The organism is Streptomyces sp. KR55 (assembly GCF_052245645.1).
GTDB classification, from domain to species: domain Bacteria; phylum Actinomycetota; class Actinomycetes; order Streptomycetales; family Streptomycetaceae; genus Streptomyces; species Streptomyces flavusporus.
Window position 1 is genome coordinate 1 of the sequence record NZ_JBQQCE010000137.1, and the last position, 21,436, is coordinate 21,436.

17 protein-coding genes are annotated in these 21,436 nt (G+C 68.0%); 6 read left to right on the plus strand and 11 right to left on the minus strand.

All coding sequences use genetic code 11. The features are described from left to right. From ACTWQJ_RS21060 to rpsO, 5 genes are all read right to left on the minus strand, one after another. Positions 1 to 395, minus strand: a 395-nt coding sequence (locus ACTWQJ_RS21060; RefSeq protein WP_443308167.1) for a hypothetical protein, incomplete at its 3' end; no start/stop codon positions are given. A gap of 8 nt (positions 396 to 403) precedes the next feature. Then, entirely contained in the window at positions 404 to 1,156 is a 753-nt protein-coding gene (gene dapB, locus ACTWQJ_RS21065) for a 4-hydroxy-tetrahydrodipicolinate reductase (RefSeq protein WP_129801134.1), read from the minus strand. 29 nt (positions 1,157 to 1,185) lie between these two features. Further along, on the minus strand, positions 1,186 to 2,565 hold the full coding sequence (locus ACTWQJ_RS21070; RefSeq protein WP_385517208.1) for a M16 family metallopeptidase: 1,380 nt from the start codon (positions 2,563 to 2,565) through the stop codon (positions 1,186 to 1,188). After that, positions 2,562 to 4,781: a polyribonucleotide nucleotidyltransferase gene (locus ACTWQJ_RS21075; RefSeq protein ID WP_443308168.1), complete on the minus strand. Its 2,220-nt coding sequence runs from the start codon at positions 4,779 to 4,781 to the stop codon at positions 2,562 to 2,564. The genes ACTWQJ_RS21070 and ACTWQJ_RS21075 overlap by 4 nt, the downstream gene beginning before the upstream one ends. Positions 4,782 to 5,119: 338 nt before the next feature. After that, complete coding sequence (gene rpsO, locus ACTWQJ_RS21080) at positions 5,120 to 5,407, minus strand: 30S ribosomal protein S15 (protein ID WP_004982702.1); 288 nt, start codon at positions 5,405 to 5,407, stop codon at positions 5,120 to 5,122. A gap of 264 nt (positions 5,408 to 5,671) precedes the next feature. Between rpsO and ACTWQJ_RS21085 the strand changes: the two genes are divergently transcribed. Beyond that, a complete protein-coding gene (locus tag ACTWQJ_RS21085; protein WP_224733280.1) occupies positions 5,672 to 5,965 on the plus strand; it encodes a DUF397 domain-containing protein in 294 nt (97 codons plus the stop codon). Positions 5,966 to 6,012: 47 nt separating this feature from the next. On the opposite strand, the gene eccD is transcribed toward ACTWQJ_RS21085, so the two are convergent. Further along, positions 6,013 to 7,521: a type VII secretion integral membrane protein EccD gene (gene eccD, locus ACTWQJ_RS21090; RefSeq protein ID WP_443308169.1), complete on the minus strand. Its 1,509-nt coding sequence runs from the start codon at positions 7,519 to 7,521 to the stop codon at positions 6,013 to 6,015. Positions 7,522 to 7,853: 332 nt separating this feature from the next. On the opposite strand from eccD, the gene eccCa reads away from it, so the two are divergent. Continuing rightward, positions 7,854 to 11,831, plus strand: a complete 3,978-nt coding sequence (gene eccCa, locus ACTWQJ_RS21095) for a type VII secretion protein EccCa (protein ID WP_443308170.1) — start codon at positions 7,854 to 7,856, stop codon at positions 11,829 to 11,831. Continuing rightward, complete coding sequence (locus ACTWQJ_RS21100; protein ID WP_443308171.1) at positions 11,828 to 12,856, plus strand: hypothetical protein; 1,029 nt, start codon at positions 11,828 to 11,830, stop codon at positions 12,854 to 12,856. The genes eccCa and ACTWQJ_RS21100 overlap by 4 nt, the downstream gene beginning before the upstream one ends. Positions 12,857 to 12,955: 99 nt before the next feature. Here ACTWQJ_RS21100 and ACTWQJ_RS21105 read toward each other — a convergent pair whose 3' ends face one another. The 5 genes from ACTWQJ_RS21105 to ACTWQJ_RS21125 form a co-directional block, all read right to left on the minus strand. After that, a complete protein-coding gene (locus tag ACTWQJ_RS21105) occupies positions 12,956 to 13,255 on the minus strand; it encodes a WXG100 family type VII secretion target (RefSeq protein ID WP_224733539.1) in 300 nt (99 codons plus the stop codon). A gap of 95 nt (positions 13,256 to 13,350) precedes the next feature. Then, positions 13,351 to 13,698 (minus strand): hypothetical protein, encoded by a 348-nt coding sequence (locus ACTWQJ_RS21110; protein ID WP_385272480.1) that lies wholly within the window; start codon positions 13,696 to 13,698, stop codon positions 13,351 to 13,353. Between the two features lie 136 nt (positions 13,699 to 13,834). Beyond that, positions 13,835 to 15,079 carry a S8 family serine peptidase gene (locus ACTWQJ_RS21115; protein ID WP_443308172.1) on the minus strand — a complete coding sequence of 415 codons (1,245 nt, stop codon included), beginning with the start codon at positions 15,077 to 15,079 and terminating at the stop codon, positions 13,835 to 13,837. Between the two features lie 66 nt (positions 15,080 to 15,145). Further along, complete coding sequence (locus tag ACTWQJ_RS21120; RefSeq protein ID WP_443308173.1) at positions 15,146 to 16,921, minus strand: WXG100 family type VII secretion target; 1,776 nt, start codon at positions 16,919 to 16,921, stop codon at positions 15,146 to 15,148. 2 nt (positions 16,922 to 16,923) lie between these two features. Further along, on the minus strand, positions 16,924 to 17,370 hold the full coding sequence (locus ACTWQJ_RS21125; protein WP_385790069.1) for a hypothetical protein: 447 nt from the start codon (positions 17,368 to 17,370) through the stop codon (positions 16,924 to 16,926). 433 nt (positions 17,371 to 17,803) lie between these two features. Between ACTWQJ_RS21125 and ACTWQJ_RS21130 the strand changes: the two genes are divergently transcribed. The 3 genes from ACTWQJ_RS21130 to ACTWQJ_RS21140 all read left to right on the plus strand — a co-directional run bounded on the left by ACTWQJ_RS21130 (position 17,804) and on the right by ACTWQJ_RS21140 (position 21,131). Further along, a complete protein-coding gene (locus ACTWQJ_RS21130) occupies positions 17,804 to 18,274 on the plus strand; it encodes a hypothetical protein (protein WP_443308174.1) in 471 nt (156 codons plus the stop codon). 179 nt (positions 18,275 to 18,453) lie between these two features. Then, positions 18,454 to 20,592, plus strand: coding sequence for a hypothetical protein (locus ACTWQJ_RS21135; RefSeq protein ID WP_443308175.1), 2,139 nt, complete (start codon positions 18,454 to 18,456; stop codon positions 20,590 to 20,592). Positions 20,593 to 20,768: 176 nt separating this feature from the next. Beyond that, entirely contained in the window at positions 20,769 to 21,131 is a 363-nt protein-coding gene (locus tag ACTWQJ_RS21140) for a hypothetical protein (RefSeq protein ID WP_443308176.1), read from the plus strand. The last annotated feature ends 305 nt before the right edge of the window (positions 21,132 to 21,436 follow it).

Sequence of the window (21,436 nt, forward strand, 5' to 3'; positions counted from 1 at the left end):
GCGCGTGGGGTGTCGCGGGCGTCGTGGTAGGCGACGGCGAGGCGGAACCAGGCACGCCAGTCGTCCGGCGCCGCCTCCGTCTCGGCCTTGCGCCGGGCGAAGACCTCGTCGGCCGAGTCGCGGTCGATACGGCCGCTGGGCATGCGCTTCAGCTCGTCGACGGGCAGGCCGCCCTCGGCGTCTAGTTCGGCGGCGAGCTGGTTGGCCCTGCGGACGAACTGGGTGTTCTTCCACAGGAACCACAGGCCGATCACCGGCAGGATCAGCACCGCGACACCGAAGGTGACGGTGAGGAACGTGCCGGTCTTGATGAGCAGCACCCCGCGGCTGCCGACCAGGACGAAGTAGAAGACCAGGACGGCGGCCGTGAGGGCGTAGGACAGCTTGGCTCGCATGGCTCGCGTCAGCTCAGGTCCAGGAAGTTTTCCAGGCCGAAGGTCAGGCCCGGAGTGGTCACCACGCGGCGCGCGCCCAGCAGGATGCCCGGCATGAAGCTGCTGTGGTGCAGGGAGTCGTGCCGGATGGTGAGGGTCTCGCCCTCGCCGCCGAGCAGCACCTCCTGGTGTGCGAGCAGACCGCGCAGGCGGACGGCGTGCACGGGCACGCCGTCGACGTCGGCGCCGCGCGCGCCGTCCAGGGCCGTGACGGTGGCGTCCGGTGCCGGGGCGGTGCCGGCGGCACGGCGGGCCTCGGCGATGAGCTGGGCGGTGCGGGTGGCGGTGCCGCTGGGGGCGTCGACCTTGTTCGGGTGGTGCAGCTCGACGACCTCGACGGACTCGAACCAGGGTGCAGCGATCTGCGCGAACTTCATGGTGAGCACGGCCCCGATGGAGAAGTTCGGCGCGATCAGCACGCCGGTCTCCGGGGACTGGGCCAGCCAGCCCCTGAGCTGCGCGAGGCGCTCGTCGGTCCAGCCGGTCGTACCGACGACGGCGTGGATGCCATGCCGTACGCAGAAGTCGAGGTTGCCCATCACCGAGGCGGGGGTGGTCAGCTCGACGGCCACCTGGGCGCCGGTCTCGGCCAGCGTCTCCAGCTTGTCGCCCCGGCCGAGGGCGGCGACCAGCTCCATGTCCTCGGCGGCCTCGACGGCTCGTACCGCCTCCGAACCGATCCGGCCCTTGGCACCGAGGACCGCCACGCGCAGCTTGCTCATGATCTTGCTTCCTTACCGGATACGGGGGGTCAGGCGACGGCCTCGTGCAGCCGGGACGCCTGTTTGTCCTTCAGCGGGCCGATGACCGACAGGGAGGGCCGCTGTCCCAGAATCTCGCGGGCGACCGAGCGGACGTCGTCCGGGGTGACCGAGGCTATCCGGGCCAGCATGTCGTCGACGGACATCTGCTCGCCCCAGCACACCTCGCTCTTGCCGATGCGGTTCATCAGCGCGCCGGTGTCCTCCATGCCGAGGACCGTGGAGCCGCGGAGCTGGCCGATGGCGCGGTCGATCTCGTCCTCGGGCAGGCCGTGTTCGGCGACGTGGTCGAGTTCGTCGCGGCAGATCTTCAGCACGTCGTGGACCTGCGAGGGCCGGCAGCCCGCGTACACGCCGAACAGGCCGCAGTCGGCGAAGCCGGAGGTGTACGAGTACACGCTGTAGGCCAGGCCGCGCTTCTCGCGGACCTCCTGGAAGAGGCGGGACGACATGCCGCCGCCGAGCGCGGTGTTCAGCACGCCCAGGGCCCAGCGGCGCTCGTCGGTGCGGGCCAGGCCGGGCATGCCGAGCACGACATGGGCCTGCTCGGTCTTGCGGCCGAGCAGCTCGACGCGGCCGGCGGTGCGGATGGCGCGACGGCCGTCGCGCGGGGCGAGGGGCGTGGCGTCGGGGTCCGTGAGGGCGCCGGCCTTCTCGAAGGCAGCGCGGACCTGGCGTACGACCTTGTTGTGGTCGATGTTGCCGGCGCAGGCGACCACGAGGTGGGTCGGGTCGTAGTGCTTCTTGTAGAAGCGGCGGATGCGGTCGGCGGTGAGGGCGTTGACCGTGTCGACCGTGCCCAGGACCGGGCGGCCGAGGGGGTTGTCGCCGAACATGGTGTGCGCGAACAGGTCGTGCACGCAGTCGCCCGGGTCGTCCTCGGTCATCGCGATCTCTTCGAGGATGGCGCCGCGCTCGATGTTGACGTCCTCCTCGAGGATCAGCGAGCCGGTGAGCATGTCGCAGACGACGTCTATGGCGAGCGGCAGGTCGGCGTCGAGGACGCGCGCGTAGTAGCACGTGTACTCCTTCGCCGTGAACGCGTTCATCTCGCCGCCGACGGCGTCGAGGGCGGAGGAGATGTCCAGGGCGCTTCTTCTCTGCGTGCCCTTGAAGAGCAGGTGCTCCAGGTAGTGCGTGGCGCCGTTCAGGGACCGGGTCTCGTCGCGGGAGCCGACGTGCGCCCAGATGCCGAACGTGGCGGAGCGCACGGAGGGCAGGGTCTCGGTGACGACGCGCAGGCCCCCGGGGAGGGTGGTCTTGCGGACGGTGCCGATGCCGTTCGTGCCCTTGATGAGGGTTTGGGTACGGGCGACGGCCCGCGCCTCCGAAGAGGTGCGGGCCGTCGCCTTGGAGCTACGGGACGTCACTGGTCGGCGTCGTCCTTCTTGTCCTCGGCAGCTTCCTCGCCCTCGATCACGGGGATGAGGGAGAGCTTGCCACGGGAGTCGATCTCGGCGATCTCGACCTGGACCTTGTGGCCCACACCGAGCACGTCCTCGACGTTCTCCACGCGCTTGCCGCCGGCCAGCTTGCGGATCTGCGAGATGTGGAGCAGGCCGTCCTTGCCCGGGAGCAGGGAGACGAAGGCACCGAAGGTGGTCGTCTTCACGACCGTACCGAGGTAGCGCTCGCCGACCTCGGGCATCGTCGGGTTGGCGATGCCGTTGATCGTGGTGCGGGCGGCCTCGGCGGACGGGCCGTCGGCGGCACCGATGTAGATCGTGCCGTCGTCCTCGATGGTGATCTCGGCGCCCGTGTCCTCCTGGATCTGGTTGATCATCTTGCCCTTGGGGCCGATGACCTCACCGATCTTGTCGACCGGGATCTTCACGGTGATGATCCGCGGCGCGTTCGGGGACATCTCGTCGGGCCGGTCGATGGCCTCCATCATCACGTCGAGGATGTGGAGACGGGCGTCGCGGGCCTGCTTCAGGGCGGCGGCGAGCACGGAGGCCGGGATGCCGTCCAGCTTGGTGTCGAGCTGGAGGGCGGTCACGAACTCCTTGGTGCCGGCGACCTTGAAGTCCATGTCACCGAAGGCGTCCTCCGCACCGAGGATGTCGGTGAGGGTGACGTAGTGCGTCTCGCCGTCGATCTCCTGGGAGATCAGGCCCATGGCGATACCGGCGACCGGGGCCTTCAGCGGCACACCGGCGTTCAGCAGCGACATGGTGGAGGCGCAGACCGAACCCATGGACGTCGAACCGTTGGAGCCGAGGGCCTCGGACACCTGACGGATCGCGTACGGGAACTCCTCGCGCGTCGGCAGCACCGGCACGAGCGCACGCTCGGCGAGGGCGCCGTGGCCGATCTCGCGGCGCTTGGGGGAGCCGACGCGGCCGGTCTCGCCGGTGGAGTACGGCGGGAAGTTGTAGTTGTGCATGTAGCGCTTGCGGGTCACCGGGGAGAGGGTGTCCAGCTGCTGCTCCATGCGGAGCATGTTGAGGGTGGTGACGCCCAGGATCTGGGTCTCGCCACGCTCGAACAGCGCGGAACCGTGCACCCGCGGGATGGCCTCGACTTCGGCGGCCAGCGTGCGGATGTCGGTGACACCGCGGCCGTCGATGCGCTTCTTCTCCTTGATCACGCGCTCACGGACCAGCTGCTTGGTCAGCGACCGGTACGCGGCGGAGATCTCCTTCTCGCGGCCCTCGAACTCCGGCAGCAGCTTCTCGGCGGCGAGCGCCTTGACGCGGTCGAGCTCGCTCTCGCGCTCCTGCTTGCCCGCGATGGTCAGCGCGGAGGCAAGCTCCGGGCGGACGGCTGCGGTCAGCGCCTCCAGGATGTCGTCCTGGTAGTCGAGGAAGATCGGGAACTCGGCGGTCGGCTTGGCGGCCTTCGCGGCGAGGTCGGCCTGGGCCTTGCACAGGACCTTGATGAACGGCTTCGCAGCGTCCAGACCAGCGGCGACGATCTCCTCGGTCGGCGCCTCGGCGCCGCCCTCGACCAGCTTGATGGTCTTGTCGGTGGCCTCGGCCTCGACCATCATGATCGCGACGTCGCCGTCCTCCAGGGTGCGGCCCGCGACGACCATGTCGAAGACGGCGTCCTCGAGCTCGGTGTGCGTTGGGAAGGCCACCCACTGGCCGCGGATCAGCGCGACGCGGACGCCGCCGATCGGGCCGGAGAAGGGCAGACCGGCCAGCTGCGTGGACGCGGAGGCGGCGTTGATCGCCACGACGTCGTACAGGTGGTCGGGGTTGAGCGCCATGATGGTCGCGACGACCTGGATCTCGTTCCGCAGGCCCTTCTTGAACGACGGGCGCAGCGGGCGGTCGATGAGGCGGCAGGTGAGGATCGCGTCCTCGGAGGGCCGGCCCTCACGGCGGAAGAAGGAACCGGGGATCTTCCCGGCCGCGTACATCCGCTCTTCGACGTCGACCGTCAGCGGGAAGAAGTCGAGCTGGTCCTTGGGCTGCTTGGAGGCGGTGGTGGCCGACAGCACCATGGTGTCGTCGTCCAGGTACGCCACGGCGGAACCGGCGGCCTGCTTGGCCAGGCGGCCCGTCTCGAAGCGGATGGTGCGGGTGCCGAAGGCGCCGTTGTCGATGACGGCCTCGGCGTAGTGGGTCTCGTTCTCCACTAGTGTTTTCTCCTCGTCTTCGTCCCTCCTCGCCCGTGATGGCGGGGGGACGGTGGCGGAGAAGCGCGCCGTCTGGTGCGGGCCGGTCTTCGATCGAAGCACCCGGGGCTCGCTTCCCCCCGGGGGCCACTACCGAGGACCGGCGGCGGCGAGGTGCGCTTCTCCTCGTTCGTCTTGTGATCCCGCCGTACCCCTGTTGGTACGCGGCATCACGCTGTGTCGTACGTCTTGCGTTGTGCTACCACACTACAAAGGGGCAGTGACACTGCGCACGTTTCCGCACGTACGGCAAAGGGAGCGGCCCCCTCAACAGTGGGAACCGCTCCCTTCACGGCGTCTTACTTGGCGCCCGCCGCACCGCGGCGGATGCCGAGGCGGTCGACCAGCGCACGGAAGCGCTGGATGTCCTTCTTGGCGAGGTACTGCAGCAGCCGGCGGCGCTGACCGACCAGGATCAGCAGACCACGGCGGGAGTGGTGGTCGTGCTTGTGGGTCTTGAGGTGCTCCGTCAGGTCGGAGATCCGACGGGACAGCAGAGCGACCTGGACCTCGGGGGAGCCGGTGTCACCCTCCTTGGTACCGAACTCGGAGATGATCTGCTTCTTCGTAGCGGCGTCGAGCGACACGCGTACTCCTCATAGTCTGTGAGTGGCCACCGAGTGCCCCCGGTCTTCATCGCGGGGGAGCTTCCGTTACTCGGGAGGCGGGGATCCGCTGGGCGCGGCCTCCAGAGCGGCGCTCCGGGGGTGCGTACACAAACGGCCGTCACTCAGGGTACCAGCAGCTGGTGACCGCCTGTCCCCCGCTCCCCGAACCGCCCGGCCGGCCCGGCCTCGGCCACTAGGGTGAGTGATCGGATCGTTCGTACGTCGGGAAGGGGTCGCTTCGGCATGGCGGAGACGGAAGCGGAGATGAAGGCGCGCAAGGAGCGGGAGCGGGACGAGCTCTACGCGCTCGACATCTCGGACGTCGAGTGGCACAGCGCGCCGGGCACGGAGGAGCACGAGGAGCGCGTCGAGATCGCCTACCTCCCCGGCGGCGCGGTGGCCATGCGCTCGTCCCTCGACCCCGACACCGTGCTGCGGTACACGGAGGCGGAGTGGCGGGCGTTCGTACTGGGCGCGCGGGACGGGGAGTTCGACCTGGAGCCGGCGCCGCACAATGGCGGGCTTGCCTCGGAGTGAAACGAAAGTAGGGGCGGCACGCGCGTGTGCCGCCCCCACTGCCGGCTTCAGTTGCCGGCCATGGACCGGGCGGACGCGTACACGTCGAACACGGCGAGCGCCAGGGGGACCAGGGTCAGCAGGACGAAGGTCTCGGCGATCTCCATGAAGCGCCCCCAGAAGGGGGTGACACCGCTGCGCGGGGTGATCAGGCCGATCGCGGTCACCAGGGCGGTGGCCCCGGCGATGGCGGCGGCGAGCCAGACCGTGCGGATGTCGAGGCCGGCGGTGTCGCCCTGGAGGGCGTCGCGCCAGTACTCCACGGGCGGGTTCAGGGCGAGCCCGAGGCCGAGGAAGACGAGGGCGGCGAGACCGGCGGCGAGCGTGGCGCCGACCTGCGCGGTGTAGCGGAACAGGTGGGCCCGCATCAGCATGGCGACGCCCGTGGCCAGGGCGAGGAGCTGCGCCCACACGTTGCTGGAGAAGCCGAGGACGATCGAGGCGCCGACCGTGACGAGCGCGCACCCGCCGACGAGGCCGACGAGGAGTTCGTGGCCGCGGCGGGCCTGGGCGGCGATGCGCTCGGCGTCGACGGGCTCCTGCGCAGCGGTCTCCTCCGTCGTGTAGCCGCGTGCGGGGTTGGGCGGTTCGAAGCCGATGGGCAGCCGCGCGAAGCGCATGGACAGGCCGGGCAGGAAGGCGAGGGCGCAGACCGCGAGCGGGGCGCAGACGGCGGCCGTCTCGATGGGCTTCAGATCCGTGAGGATCGCGACGAACGTGGTGAGCAGACCGATCGTGGCGGCGAACACGAACGCCACGAAGGGGCCGTCACCGCCCGGCGACACCAGCGTGAGGACGACGGAGGCGACGAGCACCGCCGCGCACGCGAGCAGGAACTGCAGCCGTCCGATGCCCTGCCCCTCCGACAGCGGCAGCAGTCCGGAGCCCGCCACGGCGATGTTCGGCAGGGCGCCGAGCCCCAGGGCGATCGCCGACCCCCGGTCGTCGTACACCCGCGCGCGGACGCACGCGATGGTGGTCAGCAGGACACCGGTGACGGCGGCAAGGATGCCCTGGAGGCTGTGCATGTCATGACGGATCTGGGAGCTCCAGACCACGAAGGCGAGCAGCCCGGGCAGGATCCCGCCCGCGACCAGGCCGGCGGCGCGGGTGAGCACGCCGCTCCACAGCGTGCGGTCCTGCGTGACGGCGGAGGCGACGGCCTCGGAGACGTCGTCGAAGACCGCGGGCGGCAGCGACTCGGCGAACGGACGCAGCGTCAGCAGCTCGCCGTCGAGGATGCGTTGGGCGGCGAAGGAGCGGGAACCGTCGAGAACGGTGCCGTCACGGCGTACAAGGTGGTAGCCGACCGGGGCACCCTCGGCGGGGCTCTGCCGGGAGAGCCGAAGGATCTCCGGGTAGAGGTCGGCGACCGGTACGTCGTCGGGCAGCGCCACGTCGATGCGGCTGTCGGGCGCCACGATGGTGACCCGGCAGAACCCGAACCCGGTTCCCGTCCCGGAAAGGGCACCGGTGCCCGCTCCGCCGGTCGCGCCGGCCGGCGCGGAGGCCGTCATGCTCACCTGCTGTTCCCCCTCGTCGGTGGTGACGGCGGTCGCGGCGCCGAGCGTACGACCGCCTGTAAAGATCCCGTGTACGTTGCGCCCCGCCGCCCGCGCCGCCGGTCACATGCGCCGCGTTGCCCGGGATCAGGCGGGGAGCACTCGTGTCGAACGTTGCGGATTGCCCGGTTTTCCCGGGCCGATTCGCACCTGCTCACACGTCTCACGGGCACCCTACCGCCCGCCGTTGTCAGTGGGTGTCAGTAGGATCGCGCTGCGCGATCGACGTTCGCCGGACACGGGGCGGCGGACGGAACGGATCGTTCCGGCAAGGGAATTGGTGCGAAGTGAGCCACGTCGTCGTCAAGCGCCCCCCGCGGGCACTTCCGAAGGGAGTGCCCACGGAAGAGGTCGTGCTGCAGCCACCGCCGGAACTCCCGCGCGGGCAGCAGGAAGGCGCCCTGATGCAGCTCCTGCCGATGCTCGGCATGGGCGGGTCCGTGGTGTTCTTCTTCAACCCCCAGGCCCAGCCCTTCATGAAGATCATGGGCATGGTGATGATCGCCTCGACGATCGCCATGGGCGTCGCGATGCTGATCCGCTACCGGCGGGGCAACCAGGGCCAGTTGGCCGACATCCGCCGCGACTACCTCCGGTATCTGTCGCAGACCCGCCGTGACGCCCAGAAGACCGCCAAGGCCCAGCGCGACGCCCAGTACTACCTGCACCCTTCACCGGAGCAACTGTGGGCGCTGGTCGCCGAAGGCAGCCGCGTGTGGGAACGCCGCGCCGGTGACGAGGACTTCGGGCAGGTACGCGTGGGCCTCGGGGCGCAGGCCCTGGCCACTCCCCTGATCCCGCCGCAGAGCGCGCCGGTGGACCAGCTGGAGCCGCTCACGGCGGGCGCCATGCAGCGCTTCGTGGCCACGCACAGCACCCTCGAGGACCTGCCGATGGCGGTCTCGCTGCGCGCCTTCTACCACGTGTCGATCAGCGGCGAGCCGGTCACCGTACGCGGCTCCGCGCGCGCGGTGACCGCCTCCCTCGCCTCGCTGCACTCCCCTGAGGACTTGGTCATCGCCGTTGCCACCGCGCGCGAGTCGGCGCCCGAGTGGGAGTGGGCCAAGTGGCTGCCGCACGTTCAGGCGCGGGGCGAGGCGGACGGCGCCGGCAGCCTGCGCCTGATCACCACCAACCCGGTCCAGCTGGAGGAGCTGCTGGACGCCCGGCTCCAGGGCCGCCCGCGCTTCCACCCGGCCGCGCCGCCGGTTCCCGAGCAGCCGCACGTGGTGGTCGTCCTCGACGGTGTCTCGCTGCCGCCGACCTCGCTGCTGGCCAGCCCGGAGGGCCTGCAGGGCGTCACGGTCCTCGAGGTGGTGCCCGGCGACCTCACGTCCGGACGCGGCGACCTCTCCGTCGTCGTACACCCGCGCGAGCTGCGCCTGGAATCGGCCCACGGCATGGTCTACGAGGGCACGCCCGACGTCCTGTCGTACGAGGCGGCCGAGGCCCTGGCCCGGCAGCTGGCGCCGCTGCGGATGGCGTCGGGCGGGGACGACGACGAACCGCTGCTCGCCAACCTGGAGTTCACGGATCTGCTCAACCTCGGTGACGCGGCCGCCGTCGACCCCAGGCGCACCTGGCGGCCACGCTCGCAGTCCGAGCGGCTGCGGGTGCCGATCGGTGTCGGTGAGGACGGCCGGCCCGTGATGCTCGACCTCAAGGAGGCGGCGCAGGAGGGCATGGGCCCGCACGGCCTGTGCGTCGGTGCGACCGGTTCCGGCAAGTCGGAGCTGCTGCGCACTCTGGTCCTCGGTCTCGCCGTGACCCACTCCTCCGAGACCCTGAACTTCGTTCTCGCGGACTTCAAGGGCGGTGCGACCTTCGCGGGCATGGCCCAGATGCCGCACGTCGCCGCGGTCATCACCAACCTCGCCGACGACCTGACCCTCGTCGACCGCATGGGCGACTCGATCCGCGGTGAGCTCAACCGCCGCCAGGAGATGCTGCGCGACGCGGGCAACTACGCCAACATCCACGCCTACGAGAAGGCCCGCGCGGCCGGTGCCCCGCTGCAGCCGATCCCCTCGCTCGTCCTGGTGATCGACGAGTTCAGCGAACTGCTCACGGCGAAGCCGGATTTCATCGAGATGTTCGTGCAGATCGGCCGCATCGGCCGTTCGCTCGGCGTGCACCTGCTGCTCGCCTCACAGCGCCTCGAGGAGGGGCGCCTGCGCGGCCTGGAGACCTACCTGTCGTACCGGATCGGTCTGCGGACGTTCTCGGCGGCCGAGTCACGCGCCGCGATCGGCGTCCCGGACGCGTACGAGCTGCCGAACGTCCCCGGTTCCGGCTTCCTGAAGTTCGGCACGGACGAAATGGTCCGCTTCAAGGCGGCGTACGTCTCCGGGGTGTACCGCTCGAGTTCCCAGCAGGCAGCGGCGTTCGGCGGCCCGCTCCCGGTGGACCGCAGGCCCGTGCTGTTCACGGCCGCCCAGGTGCCGGTGCAGTACGTGGCCGTGCCGCCGCAGCGTCAGGAGGAGGAGCCGGACCAGACCGACGACGCGCTCGCCGACACCGTGCTCGACGTCATCGTGCGGCGGCTGGAGGCGCAGGGCCCGGCGGCCCACCAGGTGTGGCTGCCCCCGCTGGACAGCCCGCCGTCGCTGGACGCGCTGCTGCCCGGCCTGGCCGCGGTGCCGGGCCGCGGCCTCACCCAGCCCGGCTACGAAGGCGCGGGCCGGCTGGTCATCCCCGTCGGCCTGGTCGACAAGCCGTACGAGCAGCGGCGCGACCCCCTGTGGACCGACTTCGGCGGCGCGGCCGGCCACATGCAGATCCTCGGCGGCCCGCAGTCCGGCAAGTCGACCCTGCTGCGCTCGATCGTCGCCTCGTTCGCGCTCACGCACACCCCGCAGGAAGTGCAGTTCTACGGGCTCGACTTCGGCGGTGGCGGCCTGTCGGCCGTGGCGGGCCTGCCGCATGTGGGCGGGGTGGCCTCGCGCCTGGACCCGGAGAAGGTCCGGCGTACGGTCGCCGAGGTGTACGGCATCATGACCCGCCGCGAGGAGTACTTCCGCACCGCGGGCATCTCGTCGATCGCGGAGTTCCGCACCCGCCGCGCGCGTGGCGATATCTCGACGACCGATCAGCCGTGGGGCGACGTGTTCCTCGTCATCGACGGCTGGGGCAACTTCCGTTCGGATTACGACGGCCTTGAGCCGGTGGTCGTGGACATCGCCGCGCGCGGTCTCGGTTACGGCATCCACGTGATCCTCACCGCCTCGCGCTCGATGGAGGTCCGCTCCAACCTCAAGGACCACCTGATGAACCGCCTGGAGCTGAGGCTCGGCGACCCCATGGACTCCGAGTTCGACCGCAAGGTCGCGGCCAATGTGCCGACCGGCGTGCCGGGCCGCGGGCAGACTCCGCAGAAGCAGCACTTCATGGCGGCGGTTCCGCGGATCGACGGCCTGTCCTCCGACACGGACCTGGCCGAGGCGACGCAGGCCCTCGCGGCCGAGGTCTCCCGGCACTGGCAGCAGCCGGGCGCCCCGGAAGTGCGCCTGCTGCCGAGGGAGTTCGCCGCGTCCCACCTCCCACCCGGCAACCGCTTCCCGAACCGAGGCATCGCCTTCGCGCTCGACGAGGACAACCTCGAGCCGGTGTTCGTGGACTTCGACCAGGACCCGTTCTTCCTCGTCTTCGGCGAGAGCGAGTCCGGCAAGTCCAACCTGCTGAAGCTGCTCATCCAACGCCTCACCGAGCGCTACGACGGCAACGACTGCAAGCTGTTCGTGGTCGACAACCGGCGCTCCCTGCTCGGCGTGACGCCGAACTCGCATCTGGCGGAGTACATCCCCATGTCCAACCAGATGCAGCACCACATGGACGCCCTCGCCGACCTGATGCAACGCCGCACACCGACGGCGGACGTCACACCGGAACAGCTGCGCGACCGCAGCTGGTGGAGCGGCCCGACGGTCTACATCGTCATCGACGACTACGACCTGGTGTCCACGTCGAGCGGCAACCCCCTGTCGGGCCTCACGGAACTGCTGCCGTTCGCCCGGGACGTGGGCGTGCGCTTCATCATCGCCCGCTCGACAGCAGGCGCGGGCCGCGCCGGCTACGAGCCGTTCATGCAGCGCATGAAGGAACTCGGAGCGCAGGGCGTGGTCCTCGCCGGCGACCCGGGCGAGGGAGACCTGCTGGGTGGGGTGCGGCCTCGGGCTATGCCTGCGGGGCGGGGGGTGTTCGTGTCCCGGAAGCGGGGGAAGCCGCTCGTTCAGGTGGGGTTGGTGCCGGAAGGCCACGGGCGGTGAAGCGTCTGCGGCGGGCCGCCGTCTTCGTCGTCATCCCGGTGGCGATCGTTCTCACGGCGGCCTACAGCTGGTACCGCCTGAGCGACACGGGCAAAGGCTGGCGATACAAGGACAAGCTGGCCACGTACTGTGACGGCCTGATCCCGTACGAGGAGTCCGCGGTCTTCACCAGCCTCAATACGGAGGTCGGCCTGTCCGGGGACCGGCGGGAAGGTTACGGCGACGACTCCTACCACGTATGCGAGGTCGCCGATCTGACCGTGAACATCGGACTGATCCCCGATGACGCGATCGGGTGGGAATACGACTCCGGCATTCTGGACATGCTGAGGATGGTCTCGTCCGACTACCCGCCCGCACCCCTCGGCGGCGGCTGGCACGGCTTCACCGACCTGCGCAACACGGCCGTCGTACTGCCCTGCGACAACAGGCCGGCCTCTGTCGCCGTCTCCATCACCGGGGACGAGTCGCACGAGAATCCGCCAGAAGCCCGCGCAATGGGTGAACTGGCCGCGGCAACCGCCCGCAATGCGGCCGAACGCTGGTCGTGCCAGGCGGAGTTCGGCGGCCGCATCCCGAAGGTGTCGGCATCGAAGGTGATGTTCGGACCGGGCCAGGAAACAGGTACCTGCAAGGGCATCCGCATCCCGGAATCCCAATGGATCGACTGGATGCAGGAGGCAGAGGTCGACGAGTCGAGCACGGCGCCGGTGGAGAGCTGCGTGCTGGGCGAGTCGAAGGCGCAGGATGAGGCGCTGTACTACTTGAGTGCTTCATACGGTCCATACGCACAGCGCTTGCGGTCAGCGACGGATGAACCGGGGTCGCTGAACGAAGACTCCGGTGTCTCACATGACCGGGCGTGGGCGACCGCGGCGTGTCCCGGTGAGGCGCGGGCAATCTACAGAATCTACGCCACGGAGTACGCCGCACCGACGAAGAGCTTTCTCCTGTCCGCCCTGCGGACGTTCGCGGAGCGATCTGCGGCACGGCACGGATGTACGGATATGAAGCTGCCAGGTTGATCAACGGATTGGTGGCGCTCGGACTCGGACGGAAACGCAACGGGGTGGGCGTCTCCCGCGCACGCCCACCCCGGAACTGCTCTGCGAACTGACCGTGATCTACAGGAAGTAGCTGGCGGCCTTCTTGTCGCCTTCCATGTAGGTACCGCCGGACTGGCCGACGACGTGGCCGATGCCCATCAGGGCCTGGTGGATGTCGTTGGCTTCCTTGTCCCAGCGGCGCAGCTTCTCGCCGAACTGTCCCTGAGCCTGACCCGCCCAGTACTGCCGGCTGTTCTCGACCATCTGCCGGAGCTCCTGCAGATCCTGCTCGAGCTGCTTCGCCTCGTTACCAATCGTGGTGGCCGCGAAGTCCAGCCCGTCATAAGTGACGGAAAGGCCGTCATTGTTACGGCTCATGTCTGCCTACCTCGTCTCGCTCGCGTGTGCCGGTGATGTGCGGTGAACTACCGATGCCCGATGTCGTGAACCGATGTCCTCGGTTCACGCGCGTCTCACATCGAGTTGAAAGCAGAGGGCTGAACCGTCGGAGCCCCGTCGTTGACGTTGATCCGGTTGACCGACGCGCGCACCTCGTCTTCCTTGCTGTCCTTGATGTTGCGCGCCGTGGTCATGGCTTCCATGACATCGCCGAGGATGACGCCGATGTTCTTCAGCGACTCGTTGATCTCGTACTGCTTCCGGTCGAACTCCGCACGACCGATACCGTGCCACTGGCCCTCAAGGCCGTCGATGACGCCCTGAAGCCCATGCACCCGCTTCCGGATGTTCTCGTACTTCTCGTACATCTGCTTCTGCAGCTTGACTACTGCTGCATCTTCAAGCTTCTGGTCCGTAGCCATGACCAGCCATCCCTTCCTCTGTCTGTTTTCTGGTCGATTGGTCCCGCGTCATCGCCTCGAAGAGGCGAGCACGCTGTTGAGGCCGTCCCCCGTGGTCCATGGCTGTGCGACCACTTGGCTCAGGCGACTGGGCACGTCACCTCGCCCGCCGCGCCCGGACGACGGCCGCACCGGCACCACCGATGACAATCACCGCGGCCGCGGCACCCAGAGCGATCCACAGGGTGTTGTTGTCGTCAGCGGGTTCCGCGCTTGATCCTGCCGCCGAGGTGCCGCCGGTCGAACCCTTTTCCGGGGCCTGTGACGGGGCTGATGCAGAAGCGGAGGGTGCGGACGAGGAGTTGCCCGCGTTGTCCGCATTGTTCGCGTCCCTTTCCCCTGCCTTGGCCAGCACATCGCCGCCGTTCACCTTCGCCAGCGGGTCGACGTCGGGTGCGCCGGCGTCGTAGTTCGGGTTATCGAGGACCAAGCGGGGGCGGATGAACCCGTAGCCCGCGTATTTACTCGGCTTGTCCTTCGGCCAAGAACGACTGGCCGTGTCGATCAGGGCGCGGGTCACCTGGTTGACGGTCCAGTCGGGGTGAGCGGACCAGATCAGGGCGGCGGCGGCTGAGACGAGGGCGGTCGCCTGACTCGTACCCTTGTTCTCACAGTACGAGCGGAAGGTCTCGTCGCACCAGGCGGGGAGCTCTTGACCAGGCGCCGCCAGGTCAGCAAAGCCGTGCGACGACTTCTCCGAGAACTTCGACACCGTGTAAGTGGAGTCAACCGCTGCAACACCGATCACATACGGATAGCGGGCCGGCGCATCGGGAATGCCGTCGTTACCTACGGCTGCGACGAGCAGTTTGCCCTTGGACGCGGCGTAATTGATGGCGGCCATGTCCTCTTCGGAACTCAGACCCCCGAGAGACATGTTGATGATCTTGGCATCACTGTCCGCCGCCGCCCTCAGCGCTTGCCAGGCCAGGGGCGTCTTCTCCCTCTCCACCCCACTCTCGAGATCAGCGAGTTGCACTCGGTACGGGACGATTTTCGCTCCTGGGGCGAGCCCTTGAAGGCCGCCTTCTGCGCCCGTACCGGCAATCAGCTCCGCCATGCTCGTCCCATGGCCGGAGTAGTCGTCTGTAGGGCGATAAGCGACCGACTTGGGGACTTCGTCGGCCAGAACCTGCCCCTTCAGCGAGGGAGTGTTCGCATTCACCCCGCTGTCGATGACGGCAACCTTGACGCCCTCGCCGGTGCTGACCTTCCACATCTGCTCGGTCTGCATCGGTCCCAAGTACCACTGCTGCGACTGGGCGTCAGCAGCGGAGGCATTCGGGGCCAGCCCCACACTTGCGACAGCCAGAGCGCCGACGACTGCGCTCACAGTACGCACTCGCCTACCGCACCATGTCTTGAGGAGCGTCCCTGACTTCATGGCGTTGTTAGTCCTCGCTAGCGCTCAGTTGACGACCGGCGGCACATCGCGCCGGGGCTTGTTGGGCAGGTGTGTCTCCGGGTCCTCGACCGCGTAGTCGGGACGCGAGGTGCCCTGCGCGTCTTTCTCGTCGTCGGGCTTGTCTCTGTCACCAGACCGACGGACAAGGCCCGCGCCCCCGCGGGTCATGCCGTTCCGTTCTGATTGAGCAGAGGAGTTACGCCCCGTCGGGCTTCCGGTCACAGGCTTCGCCCCTCCCGTGGCGCCGCCACGAGAAGCACCGGCTGCACCCGCACCGGGCCGTGTGCCCGCTTGGGGAGCTCCGAAGACACCGCGCTGGCCAGGGCCGGTCGACGGCCGGGGATTGGCCGTCGGACCGGTGCCGATCACTGTGCCACGAGGAATCCTCGGCCCACCCTTCGCCGTGGCACCACTGGTGGTCGTAGGCCGCCCCCCGACCACACCGTTCGCACGGCCCGCTCCAGTAGCCGGACCGACACTCGCCCGCGGTCCTGTCGTGCCGCCGGCGCGGGGTGTGCCCCCGGAGACGCCCGAGTGTCCCATCGGGAACGGCTTCGAACCGGAGCCGTTCCCCCTGGCAACTGGCTGGCCCGTCGCCGTGGGACGCCCCATCTGGTTCGTGCCACCCGGCCCCGTGGTACGCCCGGTGGCGGAGTTGGTCAAGCCGGGCATGGTGCGGCCCTGAGTAGAAGCAGGGGTGCGGAGACCGCTCGTTCCACCCGTGGTAGTCCTGCCGGTGGCCTTGTTCGGGATCGAAGGCCCGTAGTCGTCGAACGGGCCGGACTGGCCGCCCACCATGGGTGGGGTTCCGGTGACCGGCGGCGTGTGCCCGGTGGCCGGGGTGGTCGTGGTCGGTGGCAGAGTACCGACGCTGTCAATGGTCGTGCCGACAGGGTCGTCGGGGTACGTGACCCCTCCCGTGGCGGGCGACGAAGGGGTCGGCGTATCGCTTACGCCCTGAACGCCGGAGCGCCCCTCCGACTCAACCGGCGCGTGATGGTCGGTGGCAGTCGCCCTTCCGGTCCCACCGCCTACGCCAGACCCTCCGGCACCAGGCGTTCTGGAGCCCGGCACGCCGACATCCGGCATCGGCCGAAACGTCGGAGGCTTCTCCTGCAGCGCCGCGAGCTGCTGACTCGACACCGCGTAGTACGACGCCAACCGATTCATCTGGTTAATCGCCTCTTGGCGGTCCTTCTCCACCTTTACGGCAGCGTCGTAATCTCCTTTGTTCGCCGCCTTTTCGGCGTCGGTGAAGCTCTCAGGGCGCTTCCGGTTGTTCGGGTCACGTGCTGGCATGGCTTTGCGCACCGATGCGAGCCCCACTGCAGCAGCGGTGATCTGATCCCCCGCCTTGCCTGCAAAGTCACTCAGGTCGTGCGTGCTCGTGACGAGTGAACCGCCCCACTCGCGGAATGCCGTGCCGGCCTGTCCGGTCCAACGGACCTTGTTGATACGGCCGTCAAGCTCGTCCGCTGCTTCCTTGATGGCGTCGCGCGCATCCCAGAGGGCCTTGCCGGACGATTCCAAGTCCTCGGCGTCCGTCTGCTCGACCAGGTCGATCATCTCGTTGAGGTCGAGGTTCTTCGCATCGAAGTCTGTACTGTCGAAGACGGCCTTACCCGGTTTGGTGGACCCGACCACCGCTCGCAGAGGATCGCTCACCAGCCGCGTGAACAACCCGTTGCCGTGCGAGTGCTCGACATTCCGGGCGATGTCGGCAAAGGAGTTCTGGTTGGAGACGCGGTCCAGGTCTGTCTTGTGCTGCTCGTCGGTCATCGTCAGGCCCCCATCCCGGACTTGCCCTCGCCGGCGTGCTGGCCGCTCTTCCTGTCCTGGATTTGGTCGATCTCCCACTGGATCGCCCAGAACCGCTGGCGCTGTTCCTCTTCCAGGTTGTCGAAGCCGATGGACGCGCCCTTGACCGCGATGCCGATCGCCTCGATCTGCAGATGCAGCGTCTTGGACAACGTGGTGAGCTGCTCGTGCACGCTGTTGTACTGGGCGTACAGGCTGTGGGCTTCCGGAAAGACGTCGGCCCGCCCGTTACTCAGGGACGACGCCTTGATCGTCTGTGCGCCGACCTTCGACGGGTTGCCGGCCGACTCCTCAAGGCCACGAAGCACCGCGTCCACCCGCGACACAAAGTCACTGAGCGCCTCACCGCTGGCCTCAAGGTCCGCCGCCCTGGCGGCGGACACGCCCCCCACCATGTCTGCCGGAAGCATGGTGCTCCCTCCCCGTTTCCCCGTACGCCGATGGGCTGAGGCCAACCGACCACTCGCCCCTACGATCGCAAAGCAAGTCGAGCCTCACATCGCAGGTACCACTGTAGTCACCCAACGCATCCGCTCCAACCGAGGTGTGTGTTAACCCAGTTACAAGACCGCGCCCAGCACTACGAATTGGCCTGGTATGCCGCGGGCGCCTGCGCCGCAGCCCACCGTCTCCGCCTCTCCGCTACCTCGACCAGCGGCGCCCACGCAAACCCGTTTGCGATCTTCGCAAGATCTCCACCCGCAAGTGATCAATGGCTCCGCTGTAACACCAGTGATGTACGCACTCGCTTGCTAACGTGCTCGGCACTCGCCTCAGCGTCTCGAGGGGCGGCAGGGGCACCAGAAAGTCGAGCCAGAACGGTCATAGGGGAAGGTCCTGCGCATGGCATGGGACGAGTGGGAGCATCTGAAATCCGAGGCTGCCGAGCGGCGTTCGACCCAGATGCGCCTCAACCAGCTGCCTGCCGAGGGCGGAGGCAGCGGTCGGGACCTGGTCGCGCGCCAGGACGATCTGGGCGCCGTCGGGCATGACGCCTACATCCTCTACGACGAGCTCAACAAAGGAGCTGACATCGCTGCGGCGGGAGCCAACAAGGACGGCGCCGGCTCGACGATGCAGGCCGCGGCCACGCTGAAGTCCCATGGGTTCCAGACGGGCAGCGCTCTGGAGACGACCGTCAGCGTGTGGACGTCCCAACTCAAGTCGGTGCTCCAGGCCTGCGCACACATCTCCAACCACTTGGACTACAGCAAGAAGCGCCACTCGGAGGACGATGCCCAGATCGCGGCGGTCGTTCGCGGACGGGACGGTTCCGCCATGCCCGTGTCGCAGCTCAACGAGTACTTCAAGTAGGAGAACCTCCGGTGGCTCTCACATTGACGGACCTTGTTGAGGTCGATCTGGGCAAGCTCGCCACCTCGGTGGCGGACTGGGAGAAGACCGTCGACGGTCTCAAAACAGCGGCGGAGAACGCCCGCAGGGGGATGCAGTCCAAGTCGGACTCGGCTCAGTGGGCCGGCGTCAACGCCACAGTGACCCGTGAATTCATCACGAAGACGACGAAGGAAATCTCGGATCTCCATCGCGAGGCGAACAGCATCTATCAGGTTCTCTTGGACGGGCACGCGGAGCTCGCTGCACTCCAGAAGCAGGTCAAACAGGCCGTGGAAGTGGACGCGGCGAAACTAGGTGTCCGCGTCGAGGACCTAGGTGATGGCAACGTTCGCTGCTTCTTCCCGCACATCCGTGGAGACACGGATGAACGCACGCAAGAGCAGCTCAATGCCAAGCAGGAGCTGGAGAACCGGATCAAGCGGGTCCTCTCCCACGCTGCCGAGATCGATTCCACAGTCGCTCGAGCCCTGGCCAAGAGCCACGGCAACGACGCCCACAACGCCGGCCACAGTAAGTACGAGTCCCTGAACGACGCTGAGGTCGAGCGCGCGCTGGAGCTTGCCCGCAAGGGCGACGAGATGTCCGACGCGGAACTCCGCGAGCTCAATCGCCTCCTGCAGTTCAACTCTTCGGAGAAGGACGGCGAGTTCGCGACCGAGTTCTACCAGGGACTCGGCGGGCCGGAGAAGGCGCTGGAGTTCTACGCCGCGATGTCGATCGACGGCACCGACTCCGAGGCAACGAAGACGCGACTCAACGCGGTTCAGGACCTGCAGAAGGTCATGGGCTACACCCTGGCCAACGCCACGGACCCTGACCACAAGCATCACCTGCCAGCCAGCTGGAACGCCGAATTCCGACGCCTCGGCACCCAGGAGATCGGCTGGCAGCCGGGACAGATGAGCAAGCCGTACGGCTACCAGGTCCTCGGTGGCCTGCTCCGCTACGGCAACTACGACGCCCGTTTCCTCACGCCCATCGCGGAGCACGTCACCCAGCTCCACAAGGAGGACCCGTACCGCTTCCTGTCGAACAAGCCAGCCGGCAGCCCGGACATCTACGGTTTCAACCCGTCCGGCAAGCTCGGTACGGGCAACGACCCGCTCAACAGCGTCCTGGAGGCGCTGGGCCACAGCCCTGAGGCCGCAGAGAAGTTCTTCACACAACCGCCGACCGCGTACAACGAGGACGGCACGGTGAAGAAGGACGGCGAGCCGGGCTTCGGTTCGTATCTCGATGTCTTCACCGACGAGGACTTCGAGTGGACGATCGACACGAACGACACAAACGTTCTCGCCGACGAGGACAAGACCAAGAAGGCGCTGGCCTTCGGTCCCGAGGCGTTTGGTCACGCGCTGGAGGCGGCGACGACCGGGCGGCCGTACGACAGCGACGACACCGGTGATGCCATCCGGCACACCGAGGCACGCGCCAACCTGGTACGTCAGATCGTCGACAAGTTCGGGGAGCACCCAGAACTCATCCGGCGCAACGAGAACGGCGACATCGATGATGCAACCGGGCCTCTCTACGGCATGCGGGGAAGCCTTGGCGACATCACTGCCGAGTACATGGGCGACTTCCAGCGGGCCATGTACGAGGAAGGCTCGTCGAGCGACATGTTCCCCACTTTTGGCGCAGCCGCCAATCTCGATCCCGGCCATGTGCAGCAATTCCTGGGCGAAGTGGGCCAGGACCCCGACGCCTACGCAGCCATCACCAGCGCGCAACAGGCGTACACGGCAGATGTGGTGCACCGTGTCATCAACGCGGACGGCGCATCGGGTGCGTCACTGGACGGACGCGTACGTGACGCTGTCGCACCGGGCGCAGCTATGGCCGGCATCATGAGCGACTCGCGCGCGGACGCCATCTACAAGTACCACACGGCCATGGACGCCGAATTCAACGAGTCCGCGGCGGAGAAGCAGAAGTGGGTGGACAGGATCCTCGGCATGGGAGTCGACACCGTCGGCCAGCGGGTACCGATCGCCGGCACCGTTATCGGATGGGCGTCAGAGGACATCCAGGAGTCCATCATGACGAGCATCCAGCAGGACACGACGACCGAGGCGGAGGCTGAAGCCGGGAGCGAGTACTCCAGCGGGCGTTCGCAGGCCATTCGGTCGGCGGAGGACGCGGTGTCTCACGCACTCGTCAACAACCACGAAATCGACTGGAAAACGGCGGACGACCTCAAGCGCGCAGCCCGTACGGCAGCAGGCATCAGCCACTCGGACGGTGCGCAGTGGAATTCGGAGAGTGACGCAAATTGAGATGCAAGATGTACACACTGCGCGGCGTCTCGTTGTTCGCTGCCGCGATCGTGGGGACAGCTTGCTCATCCGACGAGCCGACGCAGGAGTTCAGCGTCCCGAAGGCGCTTTGCGGGGTGGCGGTACCGACCGATGCTCTGTCCCGTCTCCTTCCTGCCTCCGGGAAGGACCTCACCGTGGACAGCGAGGGGAACCTGGCCGACGGCTCCGTATTGTGCAAGGTCAACGTGGATGGCCATGACATGATCTTGACGCTCAACAGTGAGCGCATCGACACCGGCGATTCGGCACGGAACATCCTGCGGAGTCGACTCTCCATCGGGCAGTCGAAGCCCGCGAAGGGTGGCGGCATCGCGTACTCCGACGGGGCTGCCGTCTCCTTGGTGAAATGCCGCGGAGCCGGTGTGGTGACTGAGGACATCAGCACGCTCATCAGGGTCCTGGAGCCAGGACGAGAAGACGAGACGGCAATGAAGAACCTGATCTCCGGGTACACCACAGCGCTGGAGAAGAGTCAGCCATGCACCAAGGCACCCTGAGTGCGGCTCGACCGGGGAGCCGACTCTGAGCCGGCGCTGAGGGTGGCGGTTCGGTGCTGCACCGCCACCATGGCCCTGGCCCCCAGGACACCTCTCATCTCCTTCGAACCTTCACGCGGACAAGTCATGCACAACAGGCCTGCCCCAATCTGCCCGTATCAGGTTGCTAAGTTGACCACAGTGTGCGTATCCCTGCGTGACGCCTTGCCCCGGCGTGAAAATTGGGTTGGCGGCTGTCCGTCGACGTCGGCAGCACCTTGGGGGGTGGATCCCGCACCACAGTCTGACGCCGGAGCTGGCCTGAG

Coding starts and splice junctions, on each gene's coding strand:
- ACTWQJ_RS21085 (WP_224733280.1), top strand. CDS start 5,672: ATGGCGGAGACGGAAGCGGAGATGAAGGCGCGCAAGGAGCGGGAGCGG.
- ACTWQJ_RS21130 (WP_443308174.1), top strand. CDS start 17,804: ATGGCATGGGACGAGTGGGAGCATCTGAAATCCGAGGCTGCCGAGCGG.
- ACTWQJ_RS21125 (WP_385790069.1), bottom strand. CDS start 17,370: ATGCTTCCGGCAGACATGGTGGGGGGCGTGTCCGCCGCCAGGGCGGCG.
- ACTWQJ_RS21110 (WP_385272480.1), bottom strand. CDS start 13,698: ATGGCTACGGACCAGAAGCTTGAAGATGCAGCAGTAGTCAAGCTGCAG.
- ACTWQJ_RS21120 (WP_443308173.1), bottom strand. CDS start 16,921: ATGACCGACGAGCAGCACAAGACAGACCTGGACCGCGTCTCCAACCAG.
- dapB (WP_129801134.1), bottom strand. CDS start 1,156: ATGAGCAAGCTGCGCGTGGCGGTCCTCGGTGCCAAGGGCCGGATCGGT.
- eccD (WP_443308169.1), bottom strand. CDS start 7,521: ATGACGGCCTCCGCGCCGGCCGGCGCGACCGGCGGAGCGGGCACCGGT.
- ACTWQJ_RS21105 (WP_224733539.1), bottom strand. CDS start 13,255: ATGAGCCGTAACAATGACGGCCTTTCCGTCACTTATGACGGGCTGGAC.